The 17,377-nt window shown below is 71.7% G+C and carries 16 protein-coding genes; 13 read left to right on the top strand and 3 right to left on the bottom strand.

The features are described 5' to 3' along the window. The first annotated feature begins 21 nt into the window (after nucleotides 1–21). From ruvC to OO47_RS25115, 8 genes are all read left to right on the top strand, one after another. On the top strand, nucleotides 22–588 hold the full coding sequence (gene ruvC / locus OO47_RS25150; protein WP_030214875.1) for a crossover junction endodeoxyribonuclease RuvC: 567 nt from the start codon (nucleotides 22–24) through the stop codon (nucleotides 586–588). Beyond that, nucleotides 585–1,214, top strand: coding sequence for a Holliday junction branch migration protein RuvA (gene ruvA, locus OO47_RS25145; RefSeq protein ID WP_030214878.1), 630 nt, complete (start codon nucleotides 585–587; stop codon nucleotides 1,212–1,214). Before ruvC ends, ruvA begins: the two co-directional genes overlap by 4 nt. Nucleotides 1,215–1,264: 50 nt before the next feature. Further along, the gene (gene ruvB / locus OO47_RS25140) at nucleotides 1,265–2,353 is read left to right on the top strand and encodes a Holliday junction branch migration DNA helicase RuvB (protein WP_030214880.1); all 1,089 of its coding nucleotides are present in this window, start codon (nucleotides 1,265–1,267) and stop codon (nucleotides 2,351–2,353) included. A 165-nt stretch (nucleotides 2,354–2,518) separates the two neighbouring features. Beyond that, nucleotides 2,519–2,989: a preprotein translocase subunit YajC gene (gene yajC / locus OO47_RS25135; protein WP_030214883.1), complete on the top strand. Its 471-nt coding sequence runs from the start codon at nucleotides 2,519–2,521 to the stop codon at nucleotides 2,987–2,989. Nucleotides 2,990–3,133: 144 nt separating this feature from the next. Further along, nucleotides 3,134–4,909, top strand: a complete 1,776-nt coding sequence (gene secD, locus OO47_RS25130) for a protein translocase subunit SecD (RefSeq protein ID WP_030214887.1) — start codon at nucleotides 3,134–3,136, stop codon at nucleotides 4,907–4,909. A gap of 1 nt (nucleotide 4,910) precedes the next feature. Further along, nucleotides 4,911–5,990 carry a protein translocase subunit SecF gene (secF, locus tag OO47_RS25125; protein ID WP_030214890.1) on the top strand — a complete coding sequence of 360 codons (1,080 nt, stop codon included), beginning with the start codon at nucleotides 4,911–4,913 and terminating at the stop codon, nucleotides 5,988–5,990. Beyond that, on the top strand, nucleotides 5,987–6,538 hold the full coding sequence (locus OO47_RS25120; protein WP_030214893.1) for an adenine phosphoribosyltransferase: 552 nt from the start codon (nucleotides 5,987–5,989) through the stop codon (nucleotides 6,536–6,538). The genes secF and OO47_RS25120 overlap by 4 nt, the downstream gene beginning before the upstream one ends. A 237-nt stretch (nucleotides 6,539–6,775) precedes the next feature. After that, complete coding sequence (locus tag OO47_RS25115; RefSeq protein WP_030214896.1) at nucleotides 6,776–9,244, top strand: RelA/SpoT family protein; 2,469 nt, start codon at nucleotides 6,776–6,778, stop codon at nucleotides 9,242–9,244. Nucleotides 9,245–9,316: 72 nt separating this feature from the next. Here the strand turns inward: OO47_RS25115 and OO47_RS25110 are convergent, their stop codons facing one another. Both OO47_RS25110 and OO47_RS25105 read right to left on the bottom strand, forming a co-directional pair. Next, nucleotides 9,317–10,546 (bottom strand): DUF349 domain-containing protein, encoded by a 1,230-nt coding sequence (locus tag OO47_RS25110; protein WP_030214899.1) that lies wholly within the window; start codon nucleotides 10,544–10,546, stop codon nucleotides 9,317–9,319. A 201-nt stretch (nucleotides 10,547–10,747) separates the two neighbouring features. After that, on the bottom strand, nucleotides 10,748–11,545 hold the full coding sequence (locus tag OO47_RS25105) for a peptidylprolyl isomerase (protein WP_030214902.1): 798 nt from the start codon (nucleotides 11,543–11,545) through the stop codon (nucleotides 10,748–10,750). A gap of 162 nt (nucleotides 11,546–11,707) precedes the next feature. Here OO47_RS25105 and OO47_RS25100 point away from each other — a divergent pair, with 162 nt between their 5' ends. The 4 genes from OO47_RS25100 to OO47_RS25085 all read left to right on the top strand — a co-directional run bounded on the left by OO47_RS25100 (nucleotide 11,708) and on the right by OO47_RS25085 (nucleotide 15,831). Continuing rightward, a complete protein-coding gene (locus tag OO47_RS25100) occupies nucleotides 11,708–12,415 on the top strand; it encodes an MBL fold metallo-hydrolase (protein ID WP_030214905.1) in 708 nt (235 codons plus the stop codon). A gap of 8 nt (nucleotides 12,416–12,423) precedes the next feature. Further along, entirely contained in the window at nucleotides 12,424–13,686 is a 1,263-nt protein-coding gene (gene hisS, locus OO47_RS25095; protein WP_030214908.1) for a histidine--tRNA ligase, read from the top strand. 132 nt (nucleotides 13,687–13,818) lie between these two features. After that, complete coding sequence (locus OO47_RS25090; RefSeq protein ID WP_030214911.1) at nucleotides 13,819–14,430, top strand: vitamin K epoxide reductase family protein; 612 nt, start codon at nucleotides 13,819–13,821, stop codon at nucleotides 14,428–14,430. A 42-nt stretch (nucleotides 14,431–14,472) separates the two neighbouring features. After that, nucleotides 14,473–15,831, top strand: coding sequence for a replication-associated recombination protein A (locus OO47_RS25085; RefSeq protein WP_030214914.1), 1,359 nt, complete (start codon nucleotides 14,473–14,475; stop codon nucleotides 15,829–15,831). A 6-nt stretch (nucleotides 15,832–15,837) separates the two neighbouring features. Here OO47_RS25085 and OO47_RS25080 read toward each other — a convergent pair whose 3' ends face one another. Then, a complete protein-coding gene (locus OO47_RS25080) occupies nucleotides 15,838–16,533 on the bottom strand; it encodes a DUF2470 domain-containing protein (RefSeq protein ID WP_030214915.1) in 696 nt (231 codons plus the stop codon). A gap of 206 nt (nucleotides 16,534–16,739) precedes the next feature. Here OO47_RS25080 and rpsD point away from each other — a divergent pair, with 206 nt between their 5' ends. Continuing rightward, nucleotides 16,740–17,354 carry a 30S ribosomal protein S4 gene (gene rpsD, locus OO47_RS25075; protein WP_030214918.1) on the top strand — a complete coding sequence of 205 codons (615 nt, stop codon included), beginning with the start codon at nucleotides 16,740–16,742 and terminating at the stop codon, nucleotides 17,352–17,354. The last annotated feature ends 23 nt before the right edge of the window (nucleotides 17,355–17,377 follow it).

Here is a 17,377-nt window from a genome sequence, read left to right as displayed (position 1 = left end):
AGATCGAAGAGAGGGGGCGGCGTGCGCGTACTCGGAGTGGACCCCGGGCTCACCCGGTGCGGCGTCGGCGTCGTCGAGGGCGTCGCCGGCCGGCCCCTGACCATGCTCGGCGTCGGGGTGGTGCGGACGCCCGCGGACGCCGACATCGGCATGCGCCTGGTCGGCATCGAGCAGGGCATGGAGGAGTGGATCGACCGCTACTCGCCCGAACTCGTCGCCGTGGAGCGGGTGTTCAGCCAGCACAACGTCCGTACGGTGATGGGCACCGCCCAGGCCAGCGCGGTCGCCATGCTCTGCGCCTCCCGCCGCGGCATCCCCGTCGCCCTGCACACCCCCAGCGAGGTCAAGGCCGCCGTCACCGGCAGCGGCCGCGCCGACAAGGCCCAGGTCGGCACCATGGTGACCCGGCTGCTCCGGCTCGCCGAGCCGCCCAGGCCGGCCGACGCCGCCGACGCCCTCGCCCTCGCCATCTGCCACATCTGGCGGGCCCCCGCCCAGAACCGCCTCCAACAGGCCGTCGCCGCCCAGAACCGCCTCCAGGAGGCGGCCGCACGGCACGCGTCCGCAGTGAAAGGCCGAACCCGATGATCGCGTTCGTCAGCGGCCAGGTCGCCGCCCTCGCCCCCACCACGGCCGTCATCCAGGTCGGCGGCGTGGGCATGGCCCTCCAGTGCACCCCGGCGACCATCGCCGGGCTGCGGATCGGCGAGGACGCCCGGCTCGCCACCTCCCTCGTCGTCCGCGAGGACTCCCTCACCCTGTACGGCTTCGCCGACGACGACGAGCGGCAGGTCTTCGAGCTCCTCCAGACCGCCAGCGGCGTCGGCCCCCGCCTCGCCCAGGCCATGCTCGGCGTGCACAGCCCCGACGCGCTGCGCCTCGCCGTCTCCACCGGCGACGAGAAGGCCCTCACGGCCGTCCCCGGCATCGGGAAGAAGGGCGCGCAGAAGCTCCTCCTCGAACTGAAGGACAAGCTCGGCACCCCCCTCGGCAGCAGCGGCCTCGTCGGGGCCCAGCGCGTCGCCGCCGGCCCCGCCCCCTGGACCGAACAGCTCACCGCCGCCCTCATCGGCCTCGGCTACGCGAGCCGCGAGGCCGAGGAGGCCGTCGGCGCCGTCACCCCGCAGGCCGAGGCCGCCCTCGCCGAGACCGGCACCGCCCCCGTACCGCAGCTGCTCCGCGCCGCCCTGCAGACCCTCAACCGCGCCCGCTGACCACCCCCGACCCCGCCCGGCCGGGCCGTACGAACGAGAAGGCATCCACCGTGAACTGGGACGACGACACCACCGCCGGGGCACCCGACGCCGAGGCGCGCATCGTCGACGCCGCCGCCGAGGGCGACGACCAGGCCGTCGAGGCGGCCCTGCGCCCCAAGGACCTCAGCGAGTTCGTCGGTCAGGAGAAGGTCCGCCAGCAGCTCGACCTGGTCCTCAAGGCCGCCCGGCAGCGCGGCGCCACCGCCGACCACGTCCTGCTCTCCGGCGCCCCCGGCCTCGGCAAGACCACCCTCTCGATGATCATCGCGGCCGAGATGAACGCCCCGATCCGCATCACCTCCGGTCCCGCCATCCAGCACGCCGGAGACCTCGCCGCGATCCTCTCCTCCCTCCAGGAGGGCGAGATCCTCTTCCTCGACGAGATCCACCGCATGTCCCGGCCCGCCGAGGAGATGCTCTACATGGCCATGGAGGACTTCCGCGTCGACGTCATCGTCGGCAAGGGCCCCGGCGCCACCGCCATCCCCCTCGAACTGCCGCCCTTCACCCTCGTCGGCGCCACCACCCGGGCCGGACTCCTGCCGCCCCCGCTGCGCGACCGCTTCGGCTTCACCGCCCACATGGAGTTCTACGACCCGGCCGAGCTCCAGCGCGTCATCCACCGCTCCGCCGGACTCCTCGACGTCACGATCGACCCGGCCGGCGCCGCCGAGATCGCCGGCCGCTCGCGCGGCACCCCCCGCATCGCCAACCGCCTGCTGCGCCGGGTCCGCGACTACGCCCAGGTCAAGGCGGACGGAGTGATCACCCGGGAGATCTCCGAGGCCGCCCTCAGCGTCTACGAGGTCGACGGCCGCGGCCTCGACCGCCTCGACCGGGCCGTCCTGGAGGCCCTCCTCAAGCTCTTCGGCGGCGGACCGGTCGGCCTGTCCACCCTCGCGGTCGCGGTCGGGGAGGAGCGCGAGACCGTCGAGGAGGTCGCCGAACCCTTCCTCGTGCGCGAGGGCCTGCTGGCCCGCACCCCCCGTGGCCGGGTCGCCACTCCCGCCGCCTGGACGCACCTCGGCCTCGTTCCGCCGCAGGCAGCGGGCACGGGCGGCGCGGGAACGGGACAACAGGGGCTCTTCGGGGCGTGACGGTGCGGACGCTCGCCCGGACCGGAACCGGGGTGCGATGCTGGACGTTGTTCCATCGATGCGGACTCGCCTAGACTCCGCCGATGCCGCCCTTTCCGGTCGGCGCGCCCACCCCCGAAGATCAGGCCGCGGGTTCTCCGCGACCGTGCGAAGGAAACCCGTCCCGTGAGCATCGTGACCCTCCTCCCCTTCATCGTCCTCATCGGGGCCATGTTCCTGATGACCCGCTCCGCCAAGAAGAAGCAGCAGCAGGCGGCGCGGATGCGCGACGAGATGCAGCCCGGCACCGGCGTACGCACGATCGGGGGGATGTACGCCACCGTCAAGGAGATCTCCGACGAGACCGTTCTCCTCGAGGTCGCCCCGGGCGTGCACGCCGTCTACGCCAAGAACGCGATCGGCGCGGTCCTGGAGGACTCCGAGTACAACCGGATCGTCCACGGCGACGACGACAGCGACGAGGCCTCGGGCTCCGACGCCGTCGTCCCGGACGACGCCTCCTCCCTGACCGGCGCCACCGACGTCACCGCCGAGGACGCGCCCAAGGCCGACCTGACGAAGAAGGCGGACGCGGCCGAGGCCGCCGCCGAGGGGGAGAAGGACGGCAAGACCGACGGCGAGACCGGCGCGAAGTAATCGCGGCGGGGGACCGCGCGCACGCCCACCGGGCGTGCGCGCGCCCCCGAACGGTTCCACGTCTCGGGGGATGGTCCCCACACATACTTCGTGGCCGTCGCGCGCACACCCGTCGCGCGACGGTTGGACAGGGAGATACGACAGGTGGCAGCACCGAAGAAGGGCCGAAGGCCGGCGGGGGGACAGAGCCGGCCGGGCCGCGCCCTGGCACTCATCGTGATCGCCATGGTCGCGCTCACCGGCGGCATGTTCTGGTCGGGGCACACCACCCCGCGCCTCGGCATCGACCTCGCCGGCGGTACGTCGATCACGCTCAAGGCCAAGGCCGACCCCGGCCAGGAGTCGGCGGTCAACGAGACCAACATGAACACGGCGGTCGACATCATCGAGCGCCGTGTCAACGGTCTGGGTGTCTCCGAGGCCGAGGTCCAGACCCAGGGCCGCGAGAACATCATCGTCAACATCCCCCGCGGGACGAACGAGAAGCAGGCCCGCGAGCAGGTCGGCACCACCGCCCAGCTCTACTTCCGGCCCGTCCTCGCGGTGGCGAACGGCGCGCCCCAGGAGGCGCCGACCGCCACCCCCTCGGGCTCCGCCTCGCCGAAGCCCTCGGCCTCCTCCTCCGCCCCGACCGCGGGCGAGAAGTCCTCGGCCACCCCGTCGGCCACCGCCTCCACCCAGGGCCGCGCGCTCACCGAGGCCCTCAAGGCCCCGAGCCCGACCCCCTCCGGCAGCGCCTCGCCCTCGTCCTCCGCGACGCCGAAGGCCACCGGGACCCCGCAGGCGACCCCCACGCCCGACCCCGCCGCCGCGGCGCTGGAGCAGAAGTTCACCGCCCTGAACTGCCTCGACCCCAAGCAGCGCACGGCCGCCGGCCAGGGCGTCAAGCCGGACCAGTCCACCGTGGCCTGCGGCGAGGACGCCCCGGGCGTCTGGTCGAAGTACCTCCTCGGCCCGGCCGAGGTGGACGGCCGTGACGTCGACGACGCCAAGGGCGCCTTCGACCAGCAGCGCGGCATGTGGATCGTCACCATGGACTTCACGGACGCCGGATCCAAGAAGTTCCAGTCGATCACCGGCAAGCTGTCGCAGCAGGCCGACCCCCAGAACCGGTTCGCGATCGTCCTCGACGGCGAGGTCGTCTCGGCCCCCTCGGTCCGCCAGACGCTGAGCGCCAGCGCCGAGATCTCCGGCAACTTCAACCAGGAGTCGGCCCAGGACCTCGGGAACATCCTGTCCTACGGCGCCCTGCCGCTCTCCTTCCAGACCCAGAGCGTCGACACCGTCACCGCCGCGCTCGGCGGCGAGCAGCTGGAGGCCGGCCTGATCGCCGGTGCCATCGGCCTCGGTCTCGTCGTCATCTACCTGGTCGTCTACTACCGGGGCCTGTCGCTGGTCGCCATCCTCAGCCTCGGCGTCTCCGCGCTCCTCACCTACGTGATCATGGCCCTGCTCGGCCCGGCCATCGGCTTCGCGCTGAACCTGCCGGCCGTCTGCGGCGCCATCGTCGCCATCGGCATCACCGCGGACTCCTTCATCGTCTACTTCGAGCGCATCCGCGACGAGCTCCGCGAGGGCCGCACGCTCCGCCCGGCCGTCGAGCGCGCCTGGCCGCGCGCCCGCCGCACCATCCTGGTCTCCGACTTCGTGTCGTTCCTGGCCGCGGCCGTGCTCTTCATCGTCACCGTCGGCAAGGTCCAGGGCTTCGCGTTCACGCTCGGCCTGACCACCCTGCTCGACATCGTCGTGGTGTTCCTCTTCACCAAGCCGGTCATGACGCTGCTCGCGCGGACCAAGTTCTTCGGCAACGGCCACGCGTGGTCCGGCCTCGACCCGAAGCGCCTCGGCGCCAAGCCGCCACTGCGCCGCACCCGCCGCACCACCGCCCCCGCCGGCCCTGTCGACCCGAAGGAGGCGTGAGATGTCGAAGCTCGGAGATCTCGGCGCCCGGCTCCACCGAGGTGAGGTCGGCTACGACTTCATCGGCAACCGCAAGATCTGGTACGGCCTGTCCGTCCTGATCACCATCACCGCCATCGTCGCCCTGGCCGTCCGCGGCCTCAACATGGGCATCGAGTTCCAGGGCGGCGCCGTCTTCACCACCCCGAAGACGGACGTCACCGTCAGCCAGGCCCAGGAGTACGCGGAAGAGGCCTCCGGCCACGACGCGATCGTCCAGCAGCTCGGCAACGGCTCGCTGCGCATCCAGGTCGGCGCCCTCGACACCGCCCAGTCCGACCGGGTCCGCGCGGAGCTCGCCAAGGACCTCAACGTCACCGAGGACAAGATCGCGGCCGAACTGGTCGGCCCCAGCTGGGGCGAGCAGATCGCCAACAAGGCCTGGACCGGCCTCGGGGTCTTCATGATCCTCGTGGTGATCTACCTGGCCATCGCCTTCGAGTGGAGAATGGCGGTCGCGGCGCTCATCGCCCTCATCCACGACCTCACCATCACCGTGGGCATCTACTCCCTGGTCGGCTTCGAGGTCACCGTCGGCACGGTCATCGGCCTGTTGACGATCCTCGGCTATTCGCTGTACGACACGGTGGTCGTCTTCGACTCCCTCAAGGAGTCCACGAAGGACGTCACGAAGCAGACCCGCTTCACCTACAGCGAGCTGGCCAACCGCTCGATCAACGGCACCCTGGTCCGTTCGATCAACACCACCGTCGTCGCGCTCCTCCCGGTCGCCGGCCTGCTCTTCATCGGCGGCGGCGTCCTCGGGGCCGGCATGCTCAACGACATCTCGCTGTCGCTGTTCGTGGGCCTCGCGGCCGGCGCGTACTCGTCGATCTTCATCGCCACCCCGCTCGTCGCCGACCTCAAGGAGCGCGACCCGGCGATCAAGGCCCTCAAGAGGCGCGTCCTCGCCAAGAGGGCCGGTGCCGCGGCCAAGGGCGAGTCCGCGGACGGCACGGACGCGTTCGCCGACGGCACCGAGGCCGCCGTCGTCGGTCCCCGGGCCGGCCGCCGGGGCCGCGCCCAGGAGCACCGGGGATGACCGCCGGAGCCCAGGACGTCACCGGCCTCCTGCTCAGCCGCATCCGCGACGTACCGGACTACCCGAAGCCGGGCGTGCTGTTCAAGGACATCACGCCGCTGCTCGCGGACCCGGAGGCGTTCGGGGCCCTCACCGGCACCCTCGCCGGGCTGTGCTCCGCGCACGGCGCGACGAAGGTCGTCGGCCTGGAGGCCCGCGGCTTCATCCTGGCCGCCCCGGTGGCCGTCCGCGCGGGCCTGGGCTTCATCCCGGTCCGCAAGGCCGGCAAGCTCCCCGGGGCCACGCTCCGCCAGGCGTACGAGCTGGAGTACGGCACCGCCGAGATCGAGGTGCACGCCGAGGACCTGGCGGCGGGCGACCGCGTCATGGTCATCGACGACGTCCTCGCCACCGGCGGCACGGCCGAGGCCTCCATCGAGCTCGTCCGCCGCGCGGGCGCCGAGGTCGCGGGCGTCGCCGTCCTCATGGAGCTGGGCTTCCTGCCGGGCCGCGCCCGCCTGGAACCGGCCCTGAAGGGCGCTCCGCTCACGGCGCTGATCACCGTCTGACACAGGGATCCGTCCAGCACGGGGGCGCTCCGGGGAATCCCCGGAGCGCCCCCGTCGTTCTCCGGAGTGCCCTGTTCCGGCCGCCCGGAGGCGGACGCCGCCCGTGGCCGGAACCGTTCACCCCCCGGGCGCGTGAGCAGCGCGGGTCCGGGCTCGATACCATGGCGTTCCGGGCCTGACCGGGGGACCCGGAACCTCCCCCAGACTCCGTCCGGGGAGACCCCAGAGGAGCGCTCTTTGCCAGACGAGGCCCAGCCACTCTCCGCCGCGCAGCCCGACCCGAAGGCCGAAAAGGCCGCGCCGGGAACCGGCACGCCCCTGAACAAGCCCGCGGAGACCGGGCCCGCGCCCGCCGCGCCCGAGCCGGCCCCCGCGGCCGCGCGCTCCGCGTCGAACGCCCCCGCCCGCTCGGGCGGCTCGTCCAACCGCGTCCGCGCCCGCCTCGCCCGCCTCGGCGTGCAGCGCTCCTCCCCGTACAACCCGGTCCTCGAACCGCTGCTGCGGATCGTCCGCTCCAACGATCCCAAGATCGAAACGGCCACTTTGCGCCAGATCGAGCGGGCCTACCAGGTCGCCGAGCGCTGGCACCGCGGCCAGAAGCGCAAGAGCGGCGACCCGTACATCACGCACCCGCTCGCCGTCACCACCATCCTCGCCGAGCTCGGCATGGACCCGGCGACCCTGATGGCCGGGCTCCTGCACGACACCGTCGAGGACACCGAGTACGGCCTCGACACCCTCCGCCGGGACTTCGGCGACCAGGTCGCGCTCCTCGTCGACGGCGTCACCAAGCTCGACAAGGTCAAGTTCGGCGAGGCCGCCCAGGCCGAGACCGTCCGCAAGATGGTCGTCGCCATGGCCAAGGACCCGCGCGTCCTGGTCATCAAGCTCGCCGACCGCCTGCACAACATGCGCACCATGCGCTACCTCAAGCGGGAGAAGCAGGAGAAGAAGGCCCGCGAGACCCTGGAGATCTACGCCCCGCTGGCCCACCGGCTCGGCATGAACACCATCAAGTGGGAGCTGGAGGACCTCGCCTTCGCGATCCTCTACCCCAAGATGTACGACGAGATCGTCCGGCTCGTCGCCGAGCGCGCCCCCAAGCGGGACGAGTACCTGGCCGTCGTCACCGACGAGGTCCAGGCCGACCTGCGCGCCGCCCGCATCAAGGCCACCGTCACCGGCCGTCCCAAGCACTACTACAGCGTCTACCAGAAGATGATCGTCCGCGGCCGGGACTTCGCGGAGATCTACGACCTGGTCGGCATCCGCGTCCTCGTGGACACCGTCCGCGACTGCTACGCGGCCCTCGGCACCGTCCACGCGCGGTGGAACCCGGTCCCCGGCCGGTTCAAGGACTACATCGCGATGCCGAAGTTCAACATGTACCAGTCGTTGCACACGACGGTCATCGGGCCCAACGGCAAGCCCGTCGAGCTCCAGATCCGCACCTTCGACATGCACCGGCGCGCCGAGTACGGCATCGCCGCGCACTGGAAGTACAAGCAGGAGGCCGTCGCCGGCGCCTCCAAGGTGCGCACCGACGTGCCGAGGAAGACCGGCAAGGACGACCACCTCAACGACATGGCGTGGCTCCGCCAGCTCCTCGACTGGCAGAAGGAGACCGAGGATCCCGGCGAGTTCCTGGAGTCCCTGCGCTTCGACCTCTCCCGCAACGAGGTCTTCGTCTTCACGCCCAAGGGCGACGTGATCGCGCTGCCCGCCGGCGCCACCCCGGTCGACTTCTCCTACGCGGTGCACACCGAGGTCGGCCACCGCACGATAGGGGCGCGGGTCAACGGACGGCTGGTCCCGCTCGAATCGACCCTCGACAACGGCGACCTGGTCGAGGTCTTCACCTCCAAGGCCGCCGGCGCCGGTCCCTCCCGCGACTGGCTCGGCTTCGTCAAGTCCCCGCGCGCCCGCAACAAGATCCGCGCCTGGTTCTCCAAGGAGCGCCGGGACGAGGCCATCGAGCAGGGCAAGGACGCCATCGCGCGGGCCATGCGCAAGCAGAACCTGCCGATCCAGCGGATCCTCACCGGCGACTCCCTCGTCACCCTCGCCCACGAGATGCGCTACAGCGACATCTCCTCGCTGTACGCGGCGATCGGCGAGGGCCACGTCACGGCCCAGTCCATCGTGCAGAAGCTGGTCCAGGCGCTCGGCGGCGAGGAGGCCGCCACCGAGGACATCGACGAGTCCGCGCCGCCGACCCGGGGCCGCTCCAAGCGCCGCTCGAACGCCGACCCCGGCGTCGTCGTCAAGGGCGTCGAGGACGTCTGGGTGAAGCTGGCCCGCTGCTGCACCCCCGTGCCCGGCGACCCGATCATCGGCTTCGTGACCCGGGGCAGCGGGGTGTCGGTCCACCGCAGCGACTGCGTCAACGTGGACTCGCTGTCCCGGGAGCCGGAGCGGATCCTGGAGGTCGAGTGGGCCCCGACCCAGTCCTCGGTCTTCCTCGTCGCCATCCAGGTCGAGGCCCTGGACCGCTCCCGGCTGCTCTCCGACGTCACCCGGGTCCTCTCGGACCAGCACGTCAACATCCTCTCGGCGGCCGTCCAGACCTCCCGCGACCGGGTTGCCACCTCCCGCTTCACCTTCGAGATGGGCGACCCGAAGCACCTGGGCCACGTCCTGAAGGCCGTGCGGGGCGTGGAGGGCGTCTACGACGTCTACCGCGTGACCTCGGCCCGCCGGCCGTAACGAGGGCGTACGAGAAGGGCGGCCCCGGTACCTGCGTACCGGGGCCGCCCCCTTCGCGTCCCTACGACGGGATCAGCCGCCGAACTCCTCCAGACCCTTCAGGGCCTGGTCGAGCAGGGCCTGGCGGCCCTCCAGCTCGCGCGAGAGCTTGTCGGCCTTGGCGTCGTTGCCGGCGGCGCGGGCCGCGTCGATCTGCTTGCGCAGCTTCTCGACCGCGTCCTGGAGCTGACCGGTCAGACCCGCCGCACGCGCGCGCGCCTCCGGGTTCGTCCGGCGCCACTCGGCCTCCTCGGCCTCCTGGATCGCCCGCTCCACCGCGTGCATCCGGCCCTCGACCTTGGGACGGGCGTCCCGCGGGACGTGGCCGACGGCCTCCCAGCGCTCGTTGAGGGAGCGGAAGGCCGCGCGGGCCGCCTTCAGGTCCGTCACCGGGACGAGCTTCTCGGCCTCGGCCGCGAGCTCCTCCTTCAGCTTCAGGTTCTCGCCCTGCTCCGCGTCCCGCTCGGCGAAGACCTCGCCGCGCGCCGCGAAGAAGACGTCCTGGGCGCCGCGGAAGCGGTTCCACAGGTCGTCCTCGTGCTCGCGCTGGGCGCGGCCGGCCGCCTTCCAGTCCGTCATCAGCTCGCGGTAGCGGGCCGCCGTGGCCCCCCAGTCGGTGGAGTTCGACAGGGACTCCGCCTCCGCGACCAGGCGCTCCTTCGCCTTGCGGGCCTCCTCGCGCTGCGCGTCCAGGGACGCGAAGTGGGCCTTGCGGCGCTTCGAGAACGCCGAGCGGGCGTGCGAGAAGCGGTGCCACAGCTCGTCGTCGGACTTCCGGTCGAGCCGGGGAAGTCCCTTCCAGGTGTCCACGAGCGCCCGCAGCCGCTCGCCCGCCGAACGCCACTGCTCGCTCTGGGCCAGCTCCTCGGCCTCCGTGACGAGCTTCTCCTTGGCGGCGCGCGCCTCGTCGGCCTGCTTCGCCTTCTGGGCCCGGCGCTCCTCGCGGCGCGATTCGACCGTCTCGACCAGCTTGTCCAGCCGGGCGGAGAGCGCGGCCAGGTCACCGACGACATGGTGCTCGTCGACCTGGTGCCGGATGTGCTCGATCGCCGCGGTGGCGTCCTTCGCCGAGAGGTCGGTGGTCCTCACCCGCTTCTCGAGGAGGCCGATCTCGACCACCAGGCCCTCGTACTTGCGCTCGAAGTAGGCCAGGGCCTCCTCGGGGGTGCCGGCCTGCCACGATCCGACGACCTTCTCACCCTCGGCCGTCCGCACGTACACGGTGCCCGTCTCGTCGACGCGGCCCCACGGGTCGCTGCTCACAGCGCCTCCTCACCATGATGCCGTCGCGGGGTCGCACCCCGCGGGCATCGTCCACAGTTTCCCGGCGGGCCTCGCCCGCCTTCCGCAGCGCGGCCGACGGCCCACGCTGCACACCGCCAATCTAGGCGAACGGCGGCCCGGCTGTCCGCACTCAGCGCGACCGAGATTCGACGGTCGGCCCGCCGGTGCGGACGCGCGGGCTCACTTCTTCGTGACGGTGGCCTTCTCGATGGTCACGGCCTTCTTCGGGGCGCCGTCCCCGGCGCCGCCCTCGACACCGGCCGCGGCGACCTCCTGGACCGCCTTGAGCCCGGCCGCGTCGATCTTCCCGAAGGGGGTGTAGGTCGGCGGCAGCTTGGTGTCCTTGTAGACGAGGAAGAACTGCGAGCCGCCGGTGCCCGGCTGCCCGGTGTTCGCCATGGCCACGGTGCCGGCCGGGAAGGTCACCGCGCCGTCCGAGCCGGCCTTGCCGAGGGCGTCCAGGTTCTCGTCCGGAATGGTGTAGCCGGGGCCGCCCGTGCCGGTGCCCTGGGGGTCGCCGCACTGGAGCACGTAGATGTTCTGCGTGGTGAGCCGGTGGCACTTGCTCCCGTCGAAGTACTTCTTGTCCGCGAGGTGCTTGAAGGAGTTCACCGTGCGCGGGGTCTTCGACGCGTCCATGGTGATCGCGATGTCGCCCGTGTTGGTCTTGAGCGCCATCTCGTACGTGGCCTTCCGGTCCACGGTGAGCTTCGGCTCCGGGTTGTCGGACTCCTGCGAGAGGGAGGGCGCCGGGGTGGTGGGCGTGTCGCCGGCCGTGTTGTCCGAGCCCTTCTTCGAGCCGTCCGACAGCGCCACCGAGGCGTACACGGCACCGCCCGAGGCCAGCACCACCGCGAGGACGGCCGCGACGACGGTGTTGCGGCGCTTGTCCTTGCGGCGCTTCTCCTCCCGCCGCTGCTGCTGCCGCACGTACTTCTCCCTGGCAAGCTGCCGCCGCCGCTGATCGCTGCTGACCACCGGTCCGCTCCTTGTCGCTCGTCTGTTCCTGTCCTGGCCGGATGTGCCCGTACCGTATACGGGTTGGCTGTGGAACCGGGACCGCCGGTAGGCTCTGATCTGCTGAATCCCGTCATTCCCGTGATTTCCGCGCCCCGTGCCGGACGACATCCAAGGACGAACGTGCTGATTGCCGGCTTTCCCGCCGGGGCCTGGGGCACCAACTGCTACCTGGTCGCCCCCGCCGCGGGCGAGGAGTGCGTGATCATCGACCCCGGCCACCAGGCCGCGCAGGGCGTCGAGGAGACGCTGAGGAAGCACCGTCTCAAGCCCGTCGCCGTCGTCCTCACCCATGGACACATCGACCACGTCGCCTCCGTCGTCCCGGTGTGCGGCGCCCATGACGTCCCCGCGTGGATCCACCCGTCCGACCGCTACATGATGAGCGACCCGGAGAAGGCCCTCGGCCGCTCCATCGGGATGCCCCTCATGGGCGAGCTGACCGTGGGGGAGCCCGACGACGTGCGCGAGCTCACCGACGGCTCCGCGCTGAAGCTCGCCGGTCTGGAGTTCTCCGTCGCCCACGCGCCCGGCCATACCAAGGGGTCGGTGACCTTCCGGATGCCCGAGACCGCGGAGGTCCCCTCCGTGTTCTTCTCCGGGGATCTGCTGTTCGCCGGCTCCGTCGGACGCACCGACCTGCCCGGCGGTGACATGGACGAGATGCTCGAATCGCTGGCCCGCGTGTGCCTGCCCCTCGACAACTCGACCGTGGTGCTGTCGGGACACGGTCCCCAGACGACCATCGGCCAGGAGCGCGCCACCAACCCCTACCTCAGGCAGGTGGCCGCCGGCCTCGGGAGCCCCGACGCTCCCCGACGAGGAATGTGACGACTCACGTGAGCACCTTCAAGGCCCCCAAGGGCACGTACGACCTGCTGCCGCCCCGCTCCGCGACCTTCCTCGCGGTGCGCGAGGCGATCTCCACCCCGCTGCGGAACTCCGGCTACGGCTACGTCGAGACCCCCGGCTTCGAGGACGTGAAGCTGTTCTCCCGCGGTGTCGGCGAGTCCACCGACATCGTCAGCAAGGAGATGTACACCCTCACCACCAAGGGCGGCGAGGAGCTGGCGCTGCGCCCTGAGGGCACCGCGTCCGTCCTGCGCGCGGCGCTCCAGGGCAATCTGCACAAGCTCGGCAACCTGCCGGTCAAGCTCTGGTACTCCGGCTCGTACTACCGCTACGAGCGGGCCCAGGCGGGCCGCTACCGCCACTTCTCGCAGGTGGGCGCCGAGGCGATCGGCGCCGAGGACCCGGCGCTCGACGCCGAGCTGATCATCCTCGCCGACCAGGCCTACCGCTCGCTCGGCCTGCGGAACTTCCGCATCCTGCTGAACTCGCTCGGCGACAAGGAGTGCCGCCCCGTCTACCGGGAGGCCCTCCAGGACTTCCTGCGCGGGCTCGACCTCGACGAGGACACCCTGCGCCGCGCCGAGATCAACCCGCTGCGCGTCCTCGACGACAAGCGCGAGTCCGTGCAGAAGCAGCTGGTCGGCGCGCCGCTCCTGCGCGACTACCTGTGCGACGCGTGCAAGGCGTACCACGAGGAGGTGCGCGCCCTGGTGAGCGCGGCGGGCGTGGTCTTCGAGGACGACGACAAGCTGGTGCGCGGCCTGGACTACTACACCCGCACCACCTTCGAGTTCGTCCACGACGGCCTCGGCTCGCAGTCGGCGGTCGGCGGCGGCGGCCGCTACGACGGCCTCTCCGAGATGATCGGCGGCCCCGCGCTGCCCTCCGTCGGCTGGGCGCTCGGCGTGGACCGCACGGTCCTCGCCCTGGAGGCCGAGGGCGTCGAACTCGACCTGCCCACCGCCACCAGCGTCTTCGCCGTCGCCATCGGCGAGGAGGCCCGCCGGACCCTCTTCGGCAAGGTCACCGAGCTGCGCAGGGCCGGGATCGCCGCGGACTTCTCCTTCGGCGGCAAGGGCCTCAAGGGCTCCATGAAGGACGCCAACCGCTCGGGTGCCCGCCTCGCCGTCGTCGCCGGCGAGCGCGACCTCGCCGAGGGCGTCGTCCAGCTCAAGGACATGGAGACCGGCGAGCAGCGGGCCGTCGCCCTGGACGACCTCCTGGACGCGGTACGGGCCGAGCTGGCCTGACGCCCGGTCGTACGGAGGGGGCCCGGCGCGCACCTGCGCCGGGCCCCTCCTTATCCCCACCGAACGGTGGACACGGGCCTCCGTACGGCAGAATGACCGTGCCCAGCAGCCCGCGACCGATGGATCGGAAACATGACGAAAGCAGCGGTGGACGACCCGGCACGCGGCACGATCGGAGCGAGCCGCGCCTTCTCCTGGCTCCTGGTGATCACGGGCGCGGCCGGTCTGCTCGCCGCCTGGGTCATCACGATCGACAAGTTCAAGCTCCTGGAGGACCCCGGCTTCACCCCCGGGTGCAGCCTCAACCCGGTCGTCTCCTGCGGCAACATCATGAAGAGCGACCAGGCCGCGGTCTTCGGCTTCCCCAACCCGATGCTCGGTCTCGTCACGTACGGCATGGTGATCGCGATCGGCGTCGGCCTGCTCGCCGGCGCCCGCCACCGGCGCTGGTACTGGCTCGGCCTCAACGCCGGCACCCTCTTCGGCGTCGTCTTCTGCGCCTGGCTCACCTACCAGTCGCTGTACGAGATCAACGCGCTCTGCCTGTGGTGCTGCCTGGCCTGGGTCGGGACCATCGTCATGTTCTGGTACGTCACCTCGCACAACGTGCGCCACGGCGTGATCCCGGCCCCCGCCGGCCTGAAGACCTTCTTCGGCGAGTTCACCTGGGTCCTGCCCGTCCTGCACGTCGGGATCATCGGCATGCTGATCCTGACCCGCTGGTGGGACTTCTGGACCGGCTGATCCCGGCCGGATTGTCGGTGGCGTGACCTAGGCTTCGTGGACGTGGAGCCCGACCTCTTTACCGCAGCCGCCGAAGACCGCCAGGAGAAGGACCCGTCCAGCAGCCCGCTGGCCGTCCGGATGCGCCCCCGCACCCTCGACGAGGTGGTGGGGCAGCGGCACCTGCTCAAGCCCGGATCGCCGCTGCGCCGGCTCGTGGGGGACGGCGACGGAGGCCCCGCCGGGGCCTCCTCCGTGATCCTCTGGGGCCCGCCGGGCATCGGGAAGACCACCCTGGCGTACGTCGTCTCGAAGGCCACGAACAAGCGGTTCGTGGAGCTGTCCGCGATCACCGCGGGCGTCAAGGAGGTCCGGGCCGTCATCGACGGGGCCCGGCGCGCGGCCGGCGGCTACGGCAAGGAGACCGTCCTCTTCCTGGACGAGATCCACCGCTTCTCCAAGGCCCAGCAGGACTCCCTCCTGCCGGCCGTCGAGAACCGCTGGGTGACGCTGATCGCCGCCACCACCGAGAACCCCTACTTCTCCGTGATCTCCCCGCTGCTCTCCCGCTCGCTGCTCCTCACCCTGGAGCCGCTGACCGACGAGGACCTGAAGGGGCTGCTCGCCCGGGCGCTCACGGAGGAGCGCGGGCTCGGCGGGGCCGTGACCCTGCCGGAGGACGCCGAGGCGCACCTCCTCCGGGTCGCCGGCGGGGACGCCCGCCGCGCCCTGACCGCCCTGGAGGCCGCCGCCGGAGCGGCCATCGCCAAGAAGGAGGCGGAGATCACGCTCCGGACGGTCGAGGAGACCGTCGACCGGGCGGCCGTGAAGTACGACCGGGACGGCGACCAGCACTACGACGTGGCCAGCGCGCTCATCAAGTCGATCCGGGGCTCGGACGTGGACGCGGCCCTGCACTACCTGGCGCGGATGATCGAGGCGGGGGAGGACCCGCGCTTCATCGCGCGGCGCCTGATGATCTCCGCGAGCGAGGACATCGGCCTCGCCGATCCGAACGCCCTGCCGATCGCCGTCGCCGCCGCCCAGGCCGTCGCCATGATCGGCTTCCCGGAGGCGGCGCTGACCCTGAGCCACGCCACCATCGCCCTGGCCCTGGCCCCGAAGTCGAACGCGGCGACGACCGCGATCGGCGCCGCCCTCGCGGACGTGCGCGGCGGCCTCGCGGGCCCGGTCCCGGCGCACCTGCGCGACGGCCACTACAAGGGCGCGGCCAAGCTCGGCCACGCGCAGGGGTACGTGTACCCGCACGACGTGCCGGGCGGCATCGCGGCCCAGCAGTACGCCCCCGACGCGATCCACGGCCGCCGGTACTACGAGCCCACCCGCCACGGCGGGGAGGCGCGGTACGCGGACGTGGTGGAGTGGGCGCGGGCGCGTCTGAAGGGCGACGAGCGGCAGTAGCCGCGCTCAGGCGCGGGCGGCTTCGAAGAGCCGGTGCATCTCGCGGCGCAGCTCCGAGACCTCCCGCACCGGCTCGGGGAAGTCGAAGCGGGCGTCGAAGCAGTCTCCCGGGCCCGCGCTGAAGCGGACCCGCAGGCCGAACCGGTCGAGGGAGAGCGGGGCCACGTCCCGGGTGGGGACGAGGCCGGCCGAGCGCTCACCGAGCAGCGAGGCCAGTTCCCGGAGCCGGTCGCCGTGGGCCGCCGCCAGGTGCTGGAGCAGCTCCGTCTCGTGCGCGTGCAGCGGATCGGGCGAGGCGGCCGCGAACTCCTCGGCGTCGATCGCGGCGGTGCCCCACAGGTCGTCGACGCGCGCCTCCCCGACCTCCAGGCGCAGCATCATGCGGCCCTGCTCGGCGACGCCCGGCAGGCAGGTGAGCCAGCCGGAGACCCAGGCGCGGCCCCGGATGCGGTGAGGGACGGAGACCGGGGCCACGTCCGTGAGCTCCAGGACCACCGGCAGCTCGTCGTCCACGGCGTGCGTGGCGGCCCGCACGGGCGGGGCGTCGGCGGCGTGGAGCAGGAAGATCTCACCGTCGGGGCCCACGGCCCGCGCCTCGGGCGCGAGCTGCTCGGGCCGGTGCCCCTCGGCGCCCGGAATCAGCAGGACGCCGGAGCATGTACTCTGTACGAGAGTTCGTGTGCGCTCGGCTGCTGACGGCATCCGTGCGATTTCAAGTCCGCTGGGACGCGGCTGACCATGAGCTGATCGGACCTCCGTCGTATCGATGCCATCCAGGGCTTCATCCATGGATTGGGCGTCGTTCTTTGTGTTGCCGTCCGTGATGTGCGTGGTGTTCCCCGGGCGAGACATGCGATCTCCTTGAGTAAGGTGAGCCTAACCTAACCTACAACGGAGGTCTGGAGAACGTGCCTAACCAGTCGCGTCCCAAGGTCAAGAAGTCCCGTGCGCTCGGTATCGCGCTGACGCCGAAGGCCGTCAAGTACTTCGAGGCCCGCCCGTACCCGCCGGGCGAGCACGGCCGTGGTCGCAAGCAGAACTCGGACTACAAGGTGCGTCTGCTGGAGAAGCAGCGCCTGCGCGCCCAGTACGACATCAGCGAGCGCCAGATGGCGCGCGCCTACGACCGCGCCAAGAAGGCCGAGGGCAAGACGGGCGAGGCGCTGGTCGTCGAGCTCGAGCGTCGCCTCGACGCCCTGGTCCTGCGTTCGGGCATCGCCCGCACCATCTACCAGGCCCGCCAGATGGTCGTCCACGGCCACATCCAGGTCAACGGCCAGAAGGTCGACAAGCCGTCCTTCCGCGTCCGTCCGGACGACGTCGTCATGGTCCGCGAGCGCAGCCGCACCAAGCCGCTGTTCGAGGTCGCCCGCGAGGGTGGCTTCGCCGCCGACGGCGAGACCCCCCGCTACCTCCAGGTCAACCTGAAGGCGCTGGCGTTCCGCCTCGACCGCGACCCGAACCGCAAGGAGATCCCGGTCATCTGCGACGAGCAGCTGGTCGTCGAGTACTACGCCCGCTGACGCGGGCGCGGTACCACCCGCGC

Source organism: Streptomyces bikiniensis (genome assembly GCF_000716625.1).
GTDB lineage: Bacteria > Actinomycetota > Actinomycetes > Streptomycetales > Streptomycetaceae > Streptomyces > Streptomyces bikiniensis.
This window is presented reverse-complemented; position numbering and strand designations above follow the sequence as displayed.

What these genes read in the sequence shown, in the direction of transcription:
- ruvA (WP_030214878.1), top strand. Translation starts at nt 585, where the DNA reads ATGATCGCGTTCGTCAGCGGCCAGGTCGCCGCCCTCGCCCCCACCACG.
- OO47_RS25090 (WP_030214911.1), top strand. Translation starts at nt 13,819, where the DNA reads ATGACGAAAGCAGCGGTGGACGACCCGGCACGCGGCACGATCGGAGCG.
- OO47_RS25080 (WP_030214915.1), bottom strand. Translation starts at nt 16,533, where the DNA reads ATGCCGTCAGCAGCCGAGCGCACACGAACTCTCGTACAGAGTACATGC.
- OO47_RS25120 (WP_030214893.1), top strand. Translation starts at nt 5,987, where the DNA reads ATGACCGCCGGAGCCCAGGACGTCACCGGCCTCCTGCTCAGCCGCATC.
- secF (WP_030214890.1), top strand. Translation starts at nt 4,911, where the DNA reads ATGTCGAAGCTCGGAGATCTCGGCGCCCGGCTCCACCGAGGTGAGGTC.